Source organism: Alteromonas sp. NFXS44 (genome assembly GCF_040148705.1).
Lineage (GTDB): Bacteria > Pseudomonadota > Gammaproteobacteria > Enterobacterales > Alteromonadaceae > Alteromonas.
Window position 1 is genome coordinate 351919 of sequence record NZ_JAGDEA010000001.1, and the last position, 13965, is coordinate 365883.

At 49.9% G+C, this 13965-nt stretch carries 15 protein-coding genes; 11 read left to right on the plus strand and 4 right to left on the minus strand.

Annotated features, from left to right (window positions below):
* Positions 1-21: 21 nt before the first annotated feature.
* Together J3369_RS01535 and J3369_RS01540 are read right to left on the minus strand one after the other, a co-directional pair.
* Complete coding sequence (locus tag J3369_RS01535; RefSeq protein ID WP_349582968.1) at positions 22-1404, minus strand: class II fumarate hydratase; 1383 nt, start codon at positions 1402-1404, stop codon at positions 22-24.
* A 10-nt stretch (positions 1405-1414) separates the two neighbouring features.
* Positions 1415-1750, minus strand: a complete 336-nt coding sequence (locus tag J3369_RS01540; protein WP_349582971.1) for a hypothetical protein — start codon at positions 1748-1750, stop codon at positions 1415-1417.
* A gap of 141 nt (positions 1751-1891) precedes the next feature.
* On the opposite strand from J3369_RS01540, the gene azu reads away from it, so the two are divergent.
* From azu to J3369_RS01580, 8 genes are all read left to right on the plus strand, one after another.
* Positions 1892-2335: an azurin gene (gene azu / locus J3369_RS01545; protein ID WP_349582974.1), complete on the plus strand. Its 444-nt coding sequence runs from the start codon at positions 1892-1894 to the stop codon at positions 2333-2335.
* A gap of 155 nt (positions 2336-2490) precedes the next feature.
* Positions 2491-3390 (plus strand): LysR family transcriptional regulator, encoded by a 900-nt coding sequence (locus J3369_RS01550; RefSeq protein ID WP_349582977.1) that lies wholly within the window; start codon positions 2491-2493, stop codon positions 3388-3390.
* 91 nt (positions 3391-3481) lie between these two features.
* The gene (locus tag J3369_RS01555; protein WP_349582980.1) at positions 3482-4711 is read left to right on the plus strand and encodes an amidohydrolase family protein; all 1230 of its coding nucleotides are present in this window, start codon (positions 3482-3484) and stop codon (positions 4709-4711) included.
* A 21-nt stretch (positions 4712-4732) separates the two neighbouring features.
* Entirely contained in the window at positions 4733-6325 is a 1593-nt protein-coding gene (gene mhpA, locus J3369_RS01560; RefSeq protein ID WP_349582983.1) for a bifunctional 3-(3-hydroxy-phenyl)propionate/3-hydroxycinnamic acid hydroxylase MhpA, read from the plus strand.
* Positions 6322-6753 carry a GlcG/HbpS family heme-binding protein gene (locus J3369_RS01565; protein ID WP_349582986.1) on the plus strand — a complete coding sequence of 144 codons (432 nt, stop codon included), beginning with the start codon at positions 6322-6324 and terminating at the stop codon, positions 6751-6753. Before mhpA ends, J3369_RS01565 begins: the two co-directional genes overlap by 4 nt.
* The gene (locus J3369_RS01570) at positions 6750-7637 is read left to right on the plus strand and encodes a VOC family protein (protein ID WP_349582988.1); all 888 of its coding nucleotides are present in this window, start codon (positions 6750-6752) and stop codon (positions 7635-7637) included. The genes J3369_RS01565 and J3369_RS01570 overlap by 4 nt, the downstream gene beginning before the upstream one ends.
* A 21-nt stretch (positions 7638-7658) precedes the next feature.
* Positions 7659-8483, plus strand: a complete 825-nt coding sequence (locus J3369_RS01575; RefSeq protein WP_349582991.1) for a fumarylacetoacetate hydrolase family protein — start codon at positions 7659-7661, stop codon at positions 8481-8483.
* A 29-nt stretch (positions 8484-8512) separates the two neighbouring features.
* Positions 8513-9379 carry an alpha/beta hydrolase gene (locus J3369_RS01580; RefSeq protein ID WP_349582994.1) on the plus strand — a complete coding sequence of 289 codons (867 nt, stop codon included), beginning with the start codon at positions 8513-8515 and terminating at the stop codon, positions 9377-9379.
* Positions 9380-9444: 65 nt separating this feature from the next.
* On the opposite strand, the gene J3369_RS01585 is transcribed toward J3369_RS01580, so the two are convergent.
* Entirely contained in the window at positions 9445-10059 is a 615-nt protein-coding gene (locus J3369_RS01585; protein ID WP_349582997.1) for a glutathione S-transferase family protein, read from the minus strand.
* A 6-nt stretch (positions 10060-10065) separates the two neighbouring features.
* A complete protein-coding gene (locus J3369_RS01590) occupies positions 10066-11382 on the minus strand; it encodes a glycoside hydrolase family 1 protein (protein ID WP_349583000.1) in 1317 nt (438 codons plus the stop codon).
* A gap of 259 nt (positions 11383-11641) precedes the next feature.
* On the opposite strand from J3369_RS01590, the gene J3369_RS01595 reads away from it, so the two are divergent.
* From J3369_RS01595 to J3369_RS01605, 3 genes are all read left to right on the plus strand, one after another.
* Entirely contained in the window at positions 11642-12124 is a 483-nt protein-coding gene (locus J3369_RS01595; protein ID WP_349583003.1) for a hypothetical protein, read from the plus strand.
* Positions 12125-12225: 101 nt separating this feature from the next.
* Positions 12226-13392 carry a ThuA domain-containing protein gene (locus J3369_RS01600; protein ID WP_349583006.1) on the plus strand — a complete coding sequence of 389 codons (1167 nt, stop codon included), beginning with the start codon at positions 12226-12228 and terminating at the stop codon, positions 13390-13392.
* A 1-nt stretch (position 13393) separates the two neighbouring features.
* Positions 13394-13960 (plus strand): gluconate 2-dehydrogenase subunit 3 family protein, encoded by a 567-nt coding sequence (locus J3369_RS01605; RefSeq protein WP_349583009.1) that lies wholly within the window; start codon positions 13394-13396, stop codon positions 13958-13960.
* Positions 13961-13965 lie beyond the last annotated feature (5 nt).

A 13965-nucleotide genomic window follows, 5' to 3' on the forward strand; every position in this document is an offset into this window, starting at 1 on the left:
CCGTAACGGGCGCTGTGCATTTTATTCTCCGGTATTTTCTGTCAGCTTCATCGGATCCATAAGCTTCATCAGTTCCTCGCGGGGAATATCTGTCATTTCCTCAGCGACATCTACCACCGGACGCTGCTCTTTGTACGCTTTCTTGGCAATTTCTGCGGCGTTGGCGTAACCGATAACCGGGTTCAGAGCGGTCACCAGAATCGGGTTGCGGTGCAGGGCTTTCTCCAGGGTTTCCTGATTCACCGTGAAACCGGCGATGGCTTTGTCAGCCAGAATGGTGGCGCTGTTTGCAATAAGTGTCAGGCTGTTCAGCAGGTTGGACGCAATGACAGGCAGCATCACATTCAGTTCGAAATTACCTGATTGACCTCCAATAGTGATTGCTGTGTCGTTGCCAATTACCTGTGCTGCAGCCATCGCCACAGCTTCCGGAATAACCGGGTTAACTTTGCCCGGCATGATAGATGAGCCCGGTTGCAGAGCTGGTAATGCGATTTCACCCAGTCCGGCCAGCGGGCCTGAATTCATCCAGCGAAGATCGTTGGCTATTTTCATCATTGTCACAGCGGTGGCCTTCAACTGGCCTGAAAGCGAAACAGCGGTATCCTGGGAGCCAATCAGCGCGAAGAAGTTGTCACCGGGTTGAAAGTCGATATCCGTAAGAGCAGACAATTCGCGGTTAAATGCAAAAGAAAAATCAGGATGGGCATTCACACCAGTACCTACCGCAGTTCCGCCCAGAGCAAGGGTTTGCAGGGCAGGCTGCAGGTTCTGAATCGCATTAATTTGCGCGTCAATCTGCGCTTTCCAGCCACCCAGGCTCTGATCCATGCGAACCGGCATGGCGTCCATCAGGTGAGTTCTGCCGGTTTTACAATAATCCTTCAGGGTTTGCGCTTTTTCACCGATGGTTTCTGACAGATGCGTCAGTGCCGGAAGCAGTACGTGGTGTACCTGAATCGCTGCGCTGACGTGGATGGAGGTAGGGATCACATCGTTGCTGCTCTGACCATAGTTAACGTGGTCGTTGGGGTGCACATTAACACTGCCGGCATTATTCGCCAGGGTGGCAATCACTTCGTTGGCGTTCATGTTAGAGCTGGTGCCGGAACCGGTCTGAAACACATCCACCGGGAAATGCTGCATCATTTGCTCATCGTTCAGCAAGGTATCACAGGCTTTAACGATGTTGTGGCTGGTGGATGCGTTTATACAGTCCAATGACAAGTTTGCTTTCGCGGCGGCTTTTTTAATGGTCACCAGCGCTTCAATAAAAGGGCGGGGCATTGGCTGGCCGCTCACAGGAAAGTTATTTACAGCCCGTTGAGTCTGCGCGCCGTAAAGTGCTTTTGCAGGTACCTCAAGTTCTCCCATACTGTCTTTTTCGATACGATATTCTGACATGTTGTGTCCTTCACAAAAAATATTGAGCCAGGATGTTCAGTTCCCGCTGGAACTGACGGATTAACTGGTCTTCGTCGTCGCAGGTCACCATACGTTGTGCTGCTAACAACGGCCGGTATATCTGGTTAAGGCAGTGGTGCCGCCAGTGCGTCACCACAAAACAGTCGCATACGGTGTCGAGTAACAACCTGGCTGCGTGGATGTATAAACTCACTTTCTCATACGTGGAAAGCAATAAAGAAGATGCATGTTCAATGCGGCGCAAGTAGGTATCGACAAGCAGGGGGCTGTCCGGCTCGTCGCCTTTGCGGATATGACTCTCCAGTTCCAGTAAACCTTTTTGCATAACAAAACCGTACACATAACCAAACAAATTCATTAAATCATAAATGATAATTGTTTTCATTATCATTTTGTGGTGATGCCAGATCTATACAAAAAAGTTAATGTCTGGTAAAACGTAATTGATTAATACAATGGGAAATAAATGATGAAAAAAACGATTGTTGCGATCTCAGTTTTGTTTAGTGGCTTCGCTTTTGGCGAAGAATGTGCGACCACTATCGACAGCACTGACATGATGCAATTCAATAAATCTGAAATGGCAGTACCTGCTTCTTGCGACAGCTACACTGTAACGCTGAAGCACACGGGTACATTGCCTAAAGAAGTCATGGGTCACAACTGGGTTTTATCTAAAACTGCAGATGCCCAGGCAATTGCCGGAGACGGCGTTGGTGCTGGTCTGGCAAACAACTACGTTAAAGCAGGTGACGAGCGTGTTATCGCTATGACCGATGTAATCGGTGGTGGCGAAGAAACAGCCGTTACTTTTGATGTTAAGGCTCTGGCAGCAGGAGAAGACTACACGTTCTTCTGCTCGTTCCCCGGCCACATCGGCGTAATGAAAGGCACGCTTACTGTTAAGTAATAGCCCTGATTGTTGAGAGGAAGGCCACGGTGTCAGCACCGTGGCCTTTTTTATTGCCGTTGTTTTTTTAAGCGTGATCGACGACACTTCATCTATTGTTTTTTATTGCCTGTATATAAAAAAGTATAAGTGCAGTTAATGCATAGGAGTGAGTCATGCGTATCGATCCCCGCACATTGCGTCTTTTCCTGGCGGTTTGCCGGGAGGGCACCATCAGTGGTGCTGCCCGGGCAGAGCACCTTTCCCAACCATCCGTTTCCGTAGCGATTAATCAGCTTGAACGCGTTCTTGCTACCAAGCTTTTTGAGCGTAACCGGCAGGGAATTTTACTTACCCCGGCAGGGGAAGCGTTAAAGATTAAAGCACAGGCGGTGGACAGCCTGCTGGTCTCGGCGCAGGAAGAAATCAAACTGCTGGCGGAAGATATCGGCGGTCCCCTGAATATCGGTGGAACACCCGGCGCACTGGCGTCTGTGATGGGGAAGGTCATTAACAGTTTCAGCGAGCAATATCCGAAATTTAATCTGCGAATTATTGAGTGTCATGACGCCAAAGCCCAGCGTTTGCTGAAGAGTTACGAACTGGATGTGGTCATTCTTACATCTGGTATGACGGACTCGCCGGAGGATTTCTGTGAGTTACCGGTGATGACTGATCCATTTTCTATTATTGTCGGGAATGCGAATAAAGATCTTCCCGATATGATGAATCTGAAGCAACTGGCTGCGGCACGCTGGGTATTGCCAGATAAAGTTGGCGGGTTTCGCAGACAAATTGACGCCCTGTTTATCAACAGTAATGCAACGCTGCCTGGCAATGCTATTTCCTGTGACTCATTACTTACCACAAAATCCATCGTACGCTCATCAGATTACATCACAATATTGCCAAATGAAGTGGTGAAATCTGAGCTGGAAAACGGGACCCTGCGGGCAATAAAAATTGAGGGCATAGCCTTCCAGCGCAAGGTGGGCCTGTTATGGCTGGCGGAACGAAAGTTACCGGCAATTGCACAGGCTTTCATTGACCATACCGTGCAGTGTCTGGATGTATAGTCTTTACCTATATTTAACAAAAAAATAAATATTTGAACAAATATCTGAGAGTGCCAACATAAGCGTATATCCAGAAGAATAGGTGACGCTTATGCGTACAATAATTAATAACGCAAATATCTTCGACGGCAGTGGTAGTGATCTGGTTTCCGGCTCTGTTGCCATTGAAGACAAACGAATTGTTCAAATCAGTGACGCAGCCATTCCTGCACAGGAAGGCGATATTGTCATCGACGCAAAGGGTAAAACGCTTATGCCCGGTATGGTTGAAGCCCATGCTCACCTTACCTGGCCAACGTCGGTAGAAAAGTTTGTGCCGGGCATGTTCCTTCCCCCTGAGGAACTGGCGCTGACAGCAGCCCGTAATGCCCGTATTCTTCTCGACCACGGGTTTACCAGTGCTTATTCCGCAGGCGCGTTAAGCAAAACCCTGGAAATCTCATTAAATGAACACCTGGTGACCGGTGGATTGCCCGGTCCACGTTTAATTCCTTCCTCTGTAGAGCGTGAGCCGCCCAACGAATCTGATCTTGATCCGGGTCATGTTGAACTGCATTCCCGTGGTCCGGAAGGTGTCAAAGAGTTCGTAAAAGACTGTGCGGATATTGGTGCGAAAGCCATTAAGTTTCTTATTAGTGGTGAAAGTGCACTGAAACCAGGTGCATCGCTGGAACTGCTTTACACCGAAGAAGAGTTAATGGCAGCCGGTGAACAGGCAAAAGAAAGCAACGTGTGGCTTACCGGCCATGCCCATGCCTGCGATGCGGTGAAATTCGGGATTAAAGCCGGCTTCCGCATTCTGTATCACTGCACCTACGCCGATGATGAAGCCATTGATATGCTGGTGGCGAAGAAAGACGAAATGTTCGTTGCGCCCACTATCGGTATTATTCAGGCCACGCTGGATGCAACCCCACCCCCGCATATGGACATGACCCATATGAAGGAAGACGCTGCCATTGTGCTGTCTAAGCTTAAAGCGCTGGTACCCAAGCTGAAAGCGAAAGGCGTAAGAATTCTGCCCGGCGGCGATTACGGATTCCCTTTCAACCCTAACGGCCGTAATGCCCGCGACCTGGAATTATGGGTTGAGCACTTCGGTTATACCCCTGCCGAAACCCTGCACGCCGCTACACAACTGGGCGGTCAACTGATGGGTATGGGTGACGAGCTTGGTCTGGTAAAGGAAGGTTACCTGGCTGACTTACTGCTTATTGACGGCGATCCCACCAAAGACGTCACCATTATGCAAAACAAGCAAAATATCGCGATGATTATGCAAGAAGGCCGTTTGTACAAAACGCCAGCCCGCGAAAGCTAGCCCGCCAAAAGGAAATTTACAATGTATGATGTAGCAATTATTGGCTGCGGGCCGGTAGGGGCTCTTGCGGCCAATTTTCTGGGAAAACGGGGGCTTGACGTCGTCGTTCTGGAAAAAGAAGCTAACCCGTATCCGTTACCCAGGGCCGTTCACCTCGACCATGAGATGGTGCGGTTATTCCAGTCTGTCGGCTTACACGACACCATTTTAAAAGATATGCGCGACACCGACGGTCATCTGCATATCGGTGCTGATCACGGTGTTATCCGGTATATGGGCACAGTGGGCAAGCCCCGGCCTTACGGCTGGTCGAACGATTACTTCTTTTATCAGCCAGAGCTGGAAGATCACTTGCGAAATGCGCTGTCCCGTTTCGATAACGTATCGCTGCGTCTGGGCACGGAATGTATTTCGATCAGTCAGCAGACTGATACCGCCGGTAAACGCAGCGTAACGCTGGAAACCCGCACCGGCGATAAAGCGGAAACTGTTCAGGCCCGCTGGGTCATTGCCTGTGACGGTGCCCGCAGCGTCGTCAGGAAATCGCTGGGTATAAAACTGGACGATTTGCAGTTTGAAGAGCCCTGGCTGGTGGTGGATGCCGAAGTAGAAGGGGAGATCCAGTTCCCGCCACTGACTGGTTTACCTGACGATGCCAATATTCAGCAGTTGTCTGTGATGATGTGTGATCCCGAACGTCCGGCAACTGTGGTTCCCGGCAGAGGAAATCACCGCCGCTGGGAATTAATGCTGCTGGCGGGTGAAGATGATCTGGCAATGATGCAGCCGGAAAAAGTCGCAGAGTTACTTGCGCCTTATCTTAAAGGCGTTCCGCATAACATTGTGCGTGCTGTGACCTACCGTTTCCACGGTCTCGTGGCGGAACAATGGAAATGCGGCAATGTCTTTTTAGCCGGTGATGCTGCCCATCAGACTCCGCCATTTTTCGGGCAAGGCATGTGCCATGGTTTCCGTGATGTCGCCAATCTTGCGTGGAAACTGGACCTGGTATCTAAAGGCCTGGCAAATGAATCCCTGCTTAAGACATATCAACCTGAGCGTGACCCTCATGTCCGGGCTGTTATCTCTGCCGCAGTCGGTGCAGGTCGTTATATCTGTATGCTGGACCGGGAAAAGGCCGCGCAGCGTGATATCGACATACGGGAAAAGGTGAAAAAAGGTGAGTTGCCCACAACGGCTGCCGACCTTATTCCGCCTGTCACCGACGGTATTATCGCAGCAGAGACTTCACAGGCCGGACGCCGCTTCATTCAGCCCCGTTTGAATATTAATGGCTCGGAACAGTTATTTGATGATTTAACCCGCGGCGACTGGCGATTACTGGTTTCGGGACTGGAAGTTGCGGGCAAAGCGTTAACTCAGGTTAAGAGTATCCTGCCGGACCTGAACATCGAAGTGGTCGATTTAAGCCAGTGGCGCGACCCGCAACTGACCGCCTGGTTTGAAGAAGCAGGTGTGGGAGCGGTACTGCTGCGCCCTGACTACTACGTTTACGGTACAGCCAGTGAATGCTGTGCCTCTCTTTTACAGCAGCTGAGACACCAGCTTGATGGTGCTTGTGCTGCCACTTCACAACAGGAATCCATAGCATGACATTAACATTAGCCCTCGCTGATAAGATCATTGATGGCACCCTGCGTTATGCCAGAGAAAATAACGTGAACCCGCTGGCGGTTGTTGTACTTGATGCCGGTGCGCATCCGGTTGCTTTCAAACGGGAAGATAAGGCCAGTTTATACCGCTTCGATATCGCTATGGCGAAAGCAAAAGGCGCTCTTGGCATGGGATTCAACACCCGTGGCATTGCAGAGAAAGCGAAAAATAATCCGGTATTTTTTGCCAGTGTCACCGCTATCAGCGGGGTTGAGCTGGCGTTATCTCCGGGGGGGAATCTGATTAAAGACAGTCAGGGCAATATCCTTGGTGCTGTGGGGATAAGCGGTGACACCGGTGAAGTCGATGAGCATTGCGCCCTTGCCGGCATAGAGGCCGTTGCCGGAGAACTGGAGAATGAAGCATGAAACTACGCAGTATAGAAATGGTGCTGCCGGAAGCAGATAAAGCCGCAGATTTCCTGGTGAATGTGTGGGGCACCAAACTTGCTGCCGTGCAAAACAACACACATTACATTCGCGGCTCCGGCACATTTCCCTATCTGGTTGCGCTGGAAGAAGGCGACAGCAAGTATGTACGCAGCGTTACATTTGTGTGTGACAGCGATGAACTGACTGCCCTGAAAGAACGTGTCGCTCAGTCCGGTTTCCCTTGCCGGCCTGAAGCGTGCACTGACCTGGGTGGTGGTGAAGGCATTGTTGTTGAATTGCCTGAAGGTGAATTATTACGTTTTCTTGTGAATGCAGAAGAAGTTGATGCGCTGGACGATGACGATTTGCCGGTAAAACTGACGCATGTGGTTTTCAATGCCACCGATGCAGAACGCACGGCTGACATTGTGGAAGAGGTGCTTAACTTCCGCGTGTCAGACCGCACAAAAGGCATGGTATTCGTGCGCTGTAACGACTCCCACCACAGCACCGCTTTTGCCCGCGCAGGATTCAGCTCTCTGAATCACATTGCATTTGAGATGCAGGATATGGACGCGGTGATGCGCGGTGTCGGCCGGTTGCGCGACGATAAACGTACGCCTGCCTGGGGCCCAGGCCGTCACGGACCGGGTGACAACGTGTTTGCCTATTACATCGCACCTTTCGGTGCGGTTGTAGAGTTTTCTACCGCCGTTGAGAAAGTGCCGGAAGATTACAAAGTGGGTGCGCCGGAAGACTGGACGTGGCCGGAAAACCGCATCGATCAATGGGGCATGTCTGACAAAGATTTCGCCGGGCTGAAAGTAGCTGAAGAAACCTTCCGCTTTCACCGCACATGGCAACCCGCGCCGCTGAATTAACCGACTCAGGAATATTATTTTATGAAATACGTAAGCTTTACTACTGCCAGTGGCCAACAGGGCTTTGGCCGTCTTGATGGTGATGTGATCACCGATTTATCTGCAAAGGCAGCCGATCTTAAAACTGCCATTACTGAAGGCACCCTGTCATCGCTGAACAGTGAAACGACACTCAGCCTGGCTGATGTCACATTAGGTCCGGTTGTGCCGAATCCGGATAAAGTATTCTGTGTGGGTCATAACTACGAGACTCACAGACAGGAAACAGGCCGCGCTGCCACTGATCATCCGTCAATTTTCGTGCGCTTTGCCGATTCCCTGTCTGGTCACAATCAGCCCATCGTGATGCCAAAGGTGTCAACGCAGCTGGATTTCGAAGGTGAATTGGCTGTGATCATCGGCAAAGGTGGCCGTTATATTTCTGAGCAGGATGCTATGTCTCATGTTGCCGGCTATGCCTGCTTCAATGATGCGTCTGTACGTGACTGGCAGTGGCATACCCGCCAGTTCACACCGGGCAAAAATTTCCCGACTACCGGCCCGTTCGGTCCTTACATGGTAACGCCGGATGAAGCCGGTGACCTTTCTGAGGTGCAGGTTACTACGCGTCTGAACGACGATATCGTGCAACAACAGCCCATCGGCGATATGATTTTCCCAATCGCAACGGTGATTGCGTATATTTCCAGCTTCACACCGCTGAAACCGGGTGACGTGATTGCCAGCGGCACACCGGGCGGTGTTGGCGCGAAACGCAATCCGCCACTGTGGATGAAGCCGGGCGATACGGTGTCGGTGGAAATTGGTCCTATGGGCAAGCTGGTGAATACCATCACCGCTGAGTAGTTGTTAAGCATCAGGCAGGAAAATAAACCATGGAAAACACCGCGGTAAGTGAACAAATCCGCCGTCTGGGCCGTGAACTCGGCCCGCCCGTGATGGAAGGGCTGTTAGCTATTTTTAGTGACGAGCAACGTCAGCTGGTGGCGAAGCAACCTGCCAGTGCCGTTGATGTGGCATATGGCGACCATGAGCGTCATGTGCTGGATATTTATGGCGCAGTTAGCCAAAACGGTGAGTCAAAGCCGGTATTCGTTTTTGTTCACGGTGGCGGTTTCCTGAAAGGCGATAAAGGCGATAGCGATCGCTGGTATAACGCCTGCGTGGGCCGCATGGCAGCGGAACAGGGCTGGCTGGGTGTGGTGATAAACTATCGCCTTGCTCCTGATTTTACCTGGCCTGCCGGCGGTGAAGATGTTACCCGGGTGGTAAGCTGGCTTAAAGCCAATGTGGCTCAGTATGGCGGCAACGCTGATAATATCATTCTGTGCGGTACCTCCGCTGGCGCGTGTCATGTGGCAACATACCTGCAACTGAATCCGGGTAAGGAAAAAATCACCGGTGCGGTGCTATTGTCCGGTTTGTACGGCATAACTCCGCTGGATGACCGTGATACGCTGTATTATGGTGATGCCGCAGAATATGGATCGCGTAAACCCCTGCCAGCATTAATTAAAACATCTGTACCCTTGTTTATTGCCTGTACAGAGCTCGACCCCGAACGTTTCCAGAAGGAATGTATCGGACTATTACAAGAGCGCTTACAGGCTAATCATATACTCGATAGAAGCATGATCCTGTCTGGACATAACCATTACTCTATTGCAGGTCATCTGGGTACATCAGATACCCGTTTGCGGGATGAAATCCGTTCGTTTGTCTCCTCAGTGACAGGGTACTGATATCGTATAAAACGAAAACGGGACGCTAATCAGACGTCCCGTTTTTATTTCCGGTATACGTTAAGCTAAAGCGCCTTTTCCTTCAGCAGTGCCCGCTTAATCACCGGGCTTGCCAGCATTTGTTGATAGTGCTGAATAACGTATTCAAACGCTGAAAAATCAAAGCCTGCACGTTTTAGCCGGTTTACCGTCCAGAACAGATAAGCGTCTGTAGCACTCCAGTCGTCACCATACCAGTAAGGCGTGGCTTTCAAACGCTTCTCTACGCTTTGATACGCCGATTTTAACTGCGATGCTGCTACATCTTTCACTGCATCAACGTCAGTGGTTACGCCCAGTAAGTCCGGCTTGCAATAACGTGTGATCAGCGGGTGAACGAAGCTGGCAAACCAGGCCAGATCGCTCACTGCTTCCACGTTGCTGACGTCAGCGGGCAGTATCCCTGCATCCGGATAGTGTGCGTGCAGAAACAGCAATATGGCCGGTGTTTCTGTAATGACCTCCGTGTCAGAGAGCAGAGCCGGTACTTTACCCTTAGGGTTTAAAGCTAAATACTCCGCCGTTTTATGCTCGCCTTTAGCAAGATGTACCGCGCGCAGGGCATAATTTGCCTGCGCTTTTTCCAGCATAATGATGGATATTTGAGAGCAGGCGCCTGGCGAGGCGCATAGAGTTAGCATGCCGGACTACACACGGTTCTGCTTGAGAATTTTGGAATAAGCCAACGCGCTGGGCTTTGGCTTCCGCTCAAAGGTTTTTCTGTCAACGGTATGCAGGCCGAACTTCGGTTCGTAGCCAGAAACCCACTCGAAGTTATCCAGCAGCGTCCAGTGAATGTAACCTTTTACCGGCACGCCCTTATCAATCACACTTTGCAGATGCTTCAGCGAGTGAGTGATAAAGCGTTCACGCTGACTGTCATCTTCAGTGCCAATCCCGTGCTCAGAAACAATAATGGGCTTACCGGTTTCTGCATAGGTGTAGGCAACACAGTTAGCCAGAGAGGAAGCATCTATCCAGCTGCCTGAGTGGTTTTTCTCTGCATCGTCCGGCGTGGGAACGTGACCATTTTTATCCCACACTACCTTTTCGTAATTTTGCACACCAATAAAATCAGTCTCTTCAACTTTCAGCCAGTCGCCGTAGTTATATTTACGCATCTCATTGCGCACAGAATCGGGACCTGCAGACTGATCATCCAGCATCGCCAGGGTAAAGCCCACATCCAGGTTGGTGCGCTCGGCTTTAATGGCCCGGCGGGCCGCTTTATGACCTTCTATCAGAATTGGGTTCATTACATCTAAATCCTGCAAACGCGCAGCATTCAGGCCGGTAAAATGCTCTGACTGTGTGGCTCTGCCTGCGGCTGCCAGCATTTTTTCCTGCATATCCCACACAAAAGGCGGTATGCCGAGCACTTTTAGCAAGCGAAGTAAGTTGGGTTCGTTGAAGGTAACCGCATAGCCAATACCATCAGCCAGTTGCGCCGCTACTTTGCTGCAATAATTTGAGAACAGTGCAGGCGCTTCGGGATTGGTCCAGCCGCCGCGGGCAGCAAACCATACCGGGCTGGCAAAATGATTAAAGCTGACCAGAGGCACCATGTTGCGCTTGTGACAACCGTCGATAATGCGTTTGTAATGGTCAATCATGGCCTGGCTGAATAAGCCCGGTTCTGGCTCAATGCGTGCCCACTCAATGGAAAAACGGTAAGCGCTGAATCCCAGATTGCTGCACAAATCCAAATCGGTTTCCCACAACTCAAAACTGTTACAGGCGTCACCGGACTGCTCCTTAAAAAGCGTGGGTTTTACGTTCTCCAGTAACCAGATATCTGAATTAACGTTGTTACCTTCAACCTGATGACCTGCATTTGCTGCACCCCAAAGAAAATTGTCGGGAAACTGACCGCCAGCCGGTAAAGATGAAGAGGCGGCTTTGGCAAAAAGCGGGGCGCTCATAGTGGCAGAGGCCATGGCAAGGAATTGTCTGCGGTTGATCATGTTACGTCCTGATGTCAAAAATTAATTTCTCAACTGTAAAAATAACGTGAATCAATCTTCAGGAATAATAATCATTTTTGACGGTTGTATAGTTTGAGTTAATGGTTAAACCTGACACAACCCGCAAGCAGGGCGAACGATTCGGGGATTTTTTATCTATAGTTTTTATCAATACATGGCATCAAATAAATAATTTGTTCGTATTGAAGAAATTACGTAAGTTACATTTTGTTAAAAACTTGAAAAGGATAATAACAAAATGAGTGATATGACCCTGAACCGCTACAAAAGCGTTGAAACCGTGGTAGGAGCGGTCATCAACGGCTTATTCAGTTTGTTTTTTGTTTTCCTGATCTTCGGCGGGCTGGACGTGGTGCCTATGCAGGGCGACAGCGGTTTGTTTTTTGACAGCATTCCTCAGGGGCTGGCAATCGGCTTTATGGGCGCGTTCTTTCCCTCATTTCTTACCCGTAAGCGTATCCGCAACGGACAGTTGCACATCAACGGGCAATCCGGTCACACATCCTGGTTACCGTCGCATCCGGTGCTTCGCGCACTGGTGTTTGCCGTATTTGGTGCGGCCCTGTCATTAAGCTTTTTCGCGTTACTCACATTTGCAGTAAATATCGACACCCTTTCGTTCAGTACAGCCGCTTTAGTGAAAACAATCTGGGGGATTTGTCTGGGGGGGCTTGTCGCTGCCATTACCATCCGCCTCGCGCTGAACGATTACGCACACTAATTTCGAAACCGTCTTTGCACCCATGTGTCAGTGGTGTTGCCCCGGTGAAGGCCGGGGCTTTTTAATAACTGGCAAACAGGACTTTTATGCAGGAGCAAAAAATGAAAGGTCTTTCCGCACGCTTGTTTGTATTTGTATTGCTGATATTTGCCCGGCCATCGTACGCAGTAGTAAGCGTAGCAACCGGTGATTGTCCGGCGGCACGTTCGCATTATTCAGTTGATATGCCGTTGTCTGATGTTGTCAGAAATAAAGAACTACTAGAGAAAATTGCCGCCATTTCGCCTCAGGCTGCCAATAAATTTGCGAAGCCGTTTGGTGACTTTCCACTTGATGAGCGGTTCGGCAATATCATCTCTCCGGCTTTTCTGTTTCAACAGCACATCATCCATGTTGATGAAAAAACAAAGTCTGAAATTACACGTCTTTTAGAAAGCACATTGATGACTGATGCCGCAAAGGAAGAAAACTGCGCTCGTTACGACAATATTCGCCCTGATATACCGGCAGCAGAGAATAGCAAACGCATTTTAGTGTTTGGAAAAGTGAATGGCTTCGTTCACGGTGAAGCCATAGCAGCGTCTGTCCCCGCCTTCAAAGAGCTAGCCGCCAGCAATAGTATGGATATCTTTTTCACTGACAAAGCGGGCGTATTTAATGCAGACGATCTGTCGCAGTTTAATGTCATTGTCTGGAATAACATTAGCGGTGATGCACTGACTTTCTCTCAAAGAGATGCATTAAAAGCATTTATTGTAAACGGGGGCGGGTTTGTTGCCGTACATGGCGCCGGTGGCGATTTGCAATATTTCTGGGACTGGTATGCCGATGAACTTATATCAGCCCGTTTCACCGGTCATCCTATGTCTCCCCAATTTCAGTCAGCCAGATTGATTACAGAGAGTAAAAATCCGGTTCTGACGAAAGATCTGCCAGCTTCCTTTGAGATGAGCGAAGAGTGGTATTCCTTTGAACAGTCTCCCCGCAGCAAGGATGTAGAGGTGATTGTTACTATCGATGAAAGCAGCTACGAGCCACTGGGTTTTGGCGGTCAATCTCTGGCGATGGGCGATCATCCGATTGTGTGGGCAAAGTGCGCGGGTCAGGGCAGAGTGTTCTATACCGCTATCGGTCACAAGGCTGAGTCTTTTTCAGATGCGTATGCTGTCAGACTGTTGGAAAACGGATTAATTTGGGCGTCATCGGGAAATGAGGGTGGGCAATGTGCAGATGACTTGGCCACTAACAACGCGGGAGGAGAAAAATAGCATGAATTCACTAAAACGAAGAGAGTTCCTGAAGTTGAGTGGAGTACTTGGTCTGGCAACATTGAATACGCGGTTGGCAACTGCTGCTGAGTCGGCTACCTCTTCCGGCACGTTTGCCGGTAAGTACTTCACTATGTTCAAAGTGCTGTCACACCAGATAATCCCTGATACTGATACACCGGGGGCGCTGGCCTGTCAGGTGCCTGAACAAATGAAAGCATTTGTCCTGAAAGTATACGGCGAGCAACATATCGCTGATTATTCTCGAAAACTGGATGCTTTAGATAACTGGCTGAAATCAAATTTCGGTGAGAGCTGGCATTCCGGAGACGATAAAAAACATCATGGGATAGTCTCTGCCCTTGAGGATTATAGCTACGACGAATCACCGGATTCCGAGGTTGCCGCAGGCTATAGAGAAACCAAAGAGCTCATCGTTTTTCATTACTACACCTCGCAACAGGGAGCCACTAAAACACTGCATTACGACCCTGTTCCCGGCATGTATAAAGGCTGTGAAGACCTATCAATCATCGGTAAAACCTGGGCAACGCCAAACGCTTATTAATGGAC

Bases quoted from the DNA above. Each gene is read 5' to 3' on its own strand.
- J3369_RS01580 (WP_349582994.1), top strand. From the start codon at position 8,513: ATGGAAAACACCGCGGTAAGTGAACAAATCCGCCGTCTGGGCCGTGAA.
- J3369_RS01550 (WP_349582977.1), top strand. From the start codon at position 2,491: ATGCGTATCGATCCCCGCACATTGCGTCTTTTCCTGGCGGTTTGCCGG.
- azu (WP_349582974.1), top strand. From the start codon at position 1,892: ATGATGAAAAAAACGATTGTTGCGATCTCAGTTTTGTTTAGTGGCTTC.
- J3369_RS01575 (WP_349582991.1), top strand. From the start codon at position 7,659: ATGAAATACGTAAGCTTTACTACTGCCAGTGGCCAACAGGGCTTTGGC.
- J3369_RS01535 (WP_349582968.1), bottom strand. From the start codon at position 1,404: ATGTCAGAATATCGTATCGAAAAAGACAGTATGGGAGAACTTGAGGTA.
- J3369_RS01590 (WP_349583000.1), bottom strand. From the start codon at position 11,382: ATGATCAACCGCAGACAATTCCTTGCCATGGCCTCTGCCACTATGAGC.
- mhpA (WP_349582983.1), top strand. From the start codon at position 4,733: ATGTATGATGTAGCAATTATTGGCTGCGGGCCGGTAGGGGCTCTTGCG.
- J3369_RS01555 (WP_349582980.1), top strand. From the start codon at position 3,482: ATGCGTACAATAATTAATAACGCAAATATCTTCGACGGCAGTGGTAGT.
- J3369_RS01540 (WP_349582971.1), bottom strand. From the start codon at position 1,750: ATGCAAAAAGGTTTACTGGAACTGGAGAGTCATATCCGCAAAGGCGAC.
- J3369_RS01570 (WP_349582988.1), top strand. From the start codon at position 6,750: ATGAAACTACGCAGTATAGAAATGGTGCTGCCGGAAGCAGATAAAGCC.
- J3369_RS01605 (WP_349583009.1), top strand. From the start codon at position 13,394: ATGAATTCACTAAAACGAAGAGAGTTCCTGAAGTTGAGTGGAGTACTT.
- J3369_RS01565 (WP_349582986.1), top strand. From the start codon at position 6,322: ATGACATTAACATTAGCCCTCGCTGATAAGATCATTGATGGCACCCTG.
- J3369_RS01595 (WP_349583003.1), top strand. From the start codon at position 11,642: ATGAGTGATATGACCCTGAACCGCTACAAAAGCGTTGAAACCGTGGTA.
- J3369_RS01585 (WP_349582997.1), bottom strand. From the start codon at position 10,059: ATGCTAACTCTATGCGCCTCGCCAGGCGCCTGCTCTCAAATATCCATC.
- J3369_RS01600 (WP_349583006.1), top strand. From the start codon at position 12,226: ATGAAAGGTCTTTCCGCACGCTTGTTTGTATTTGTATTGCTGATATTT.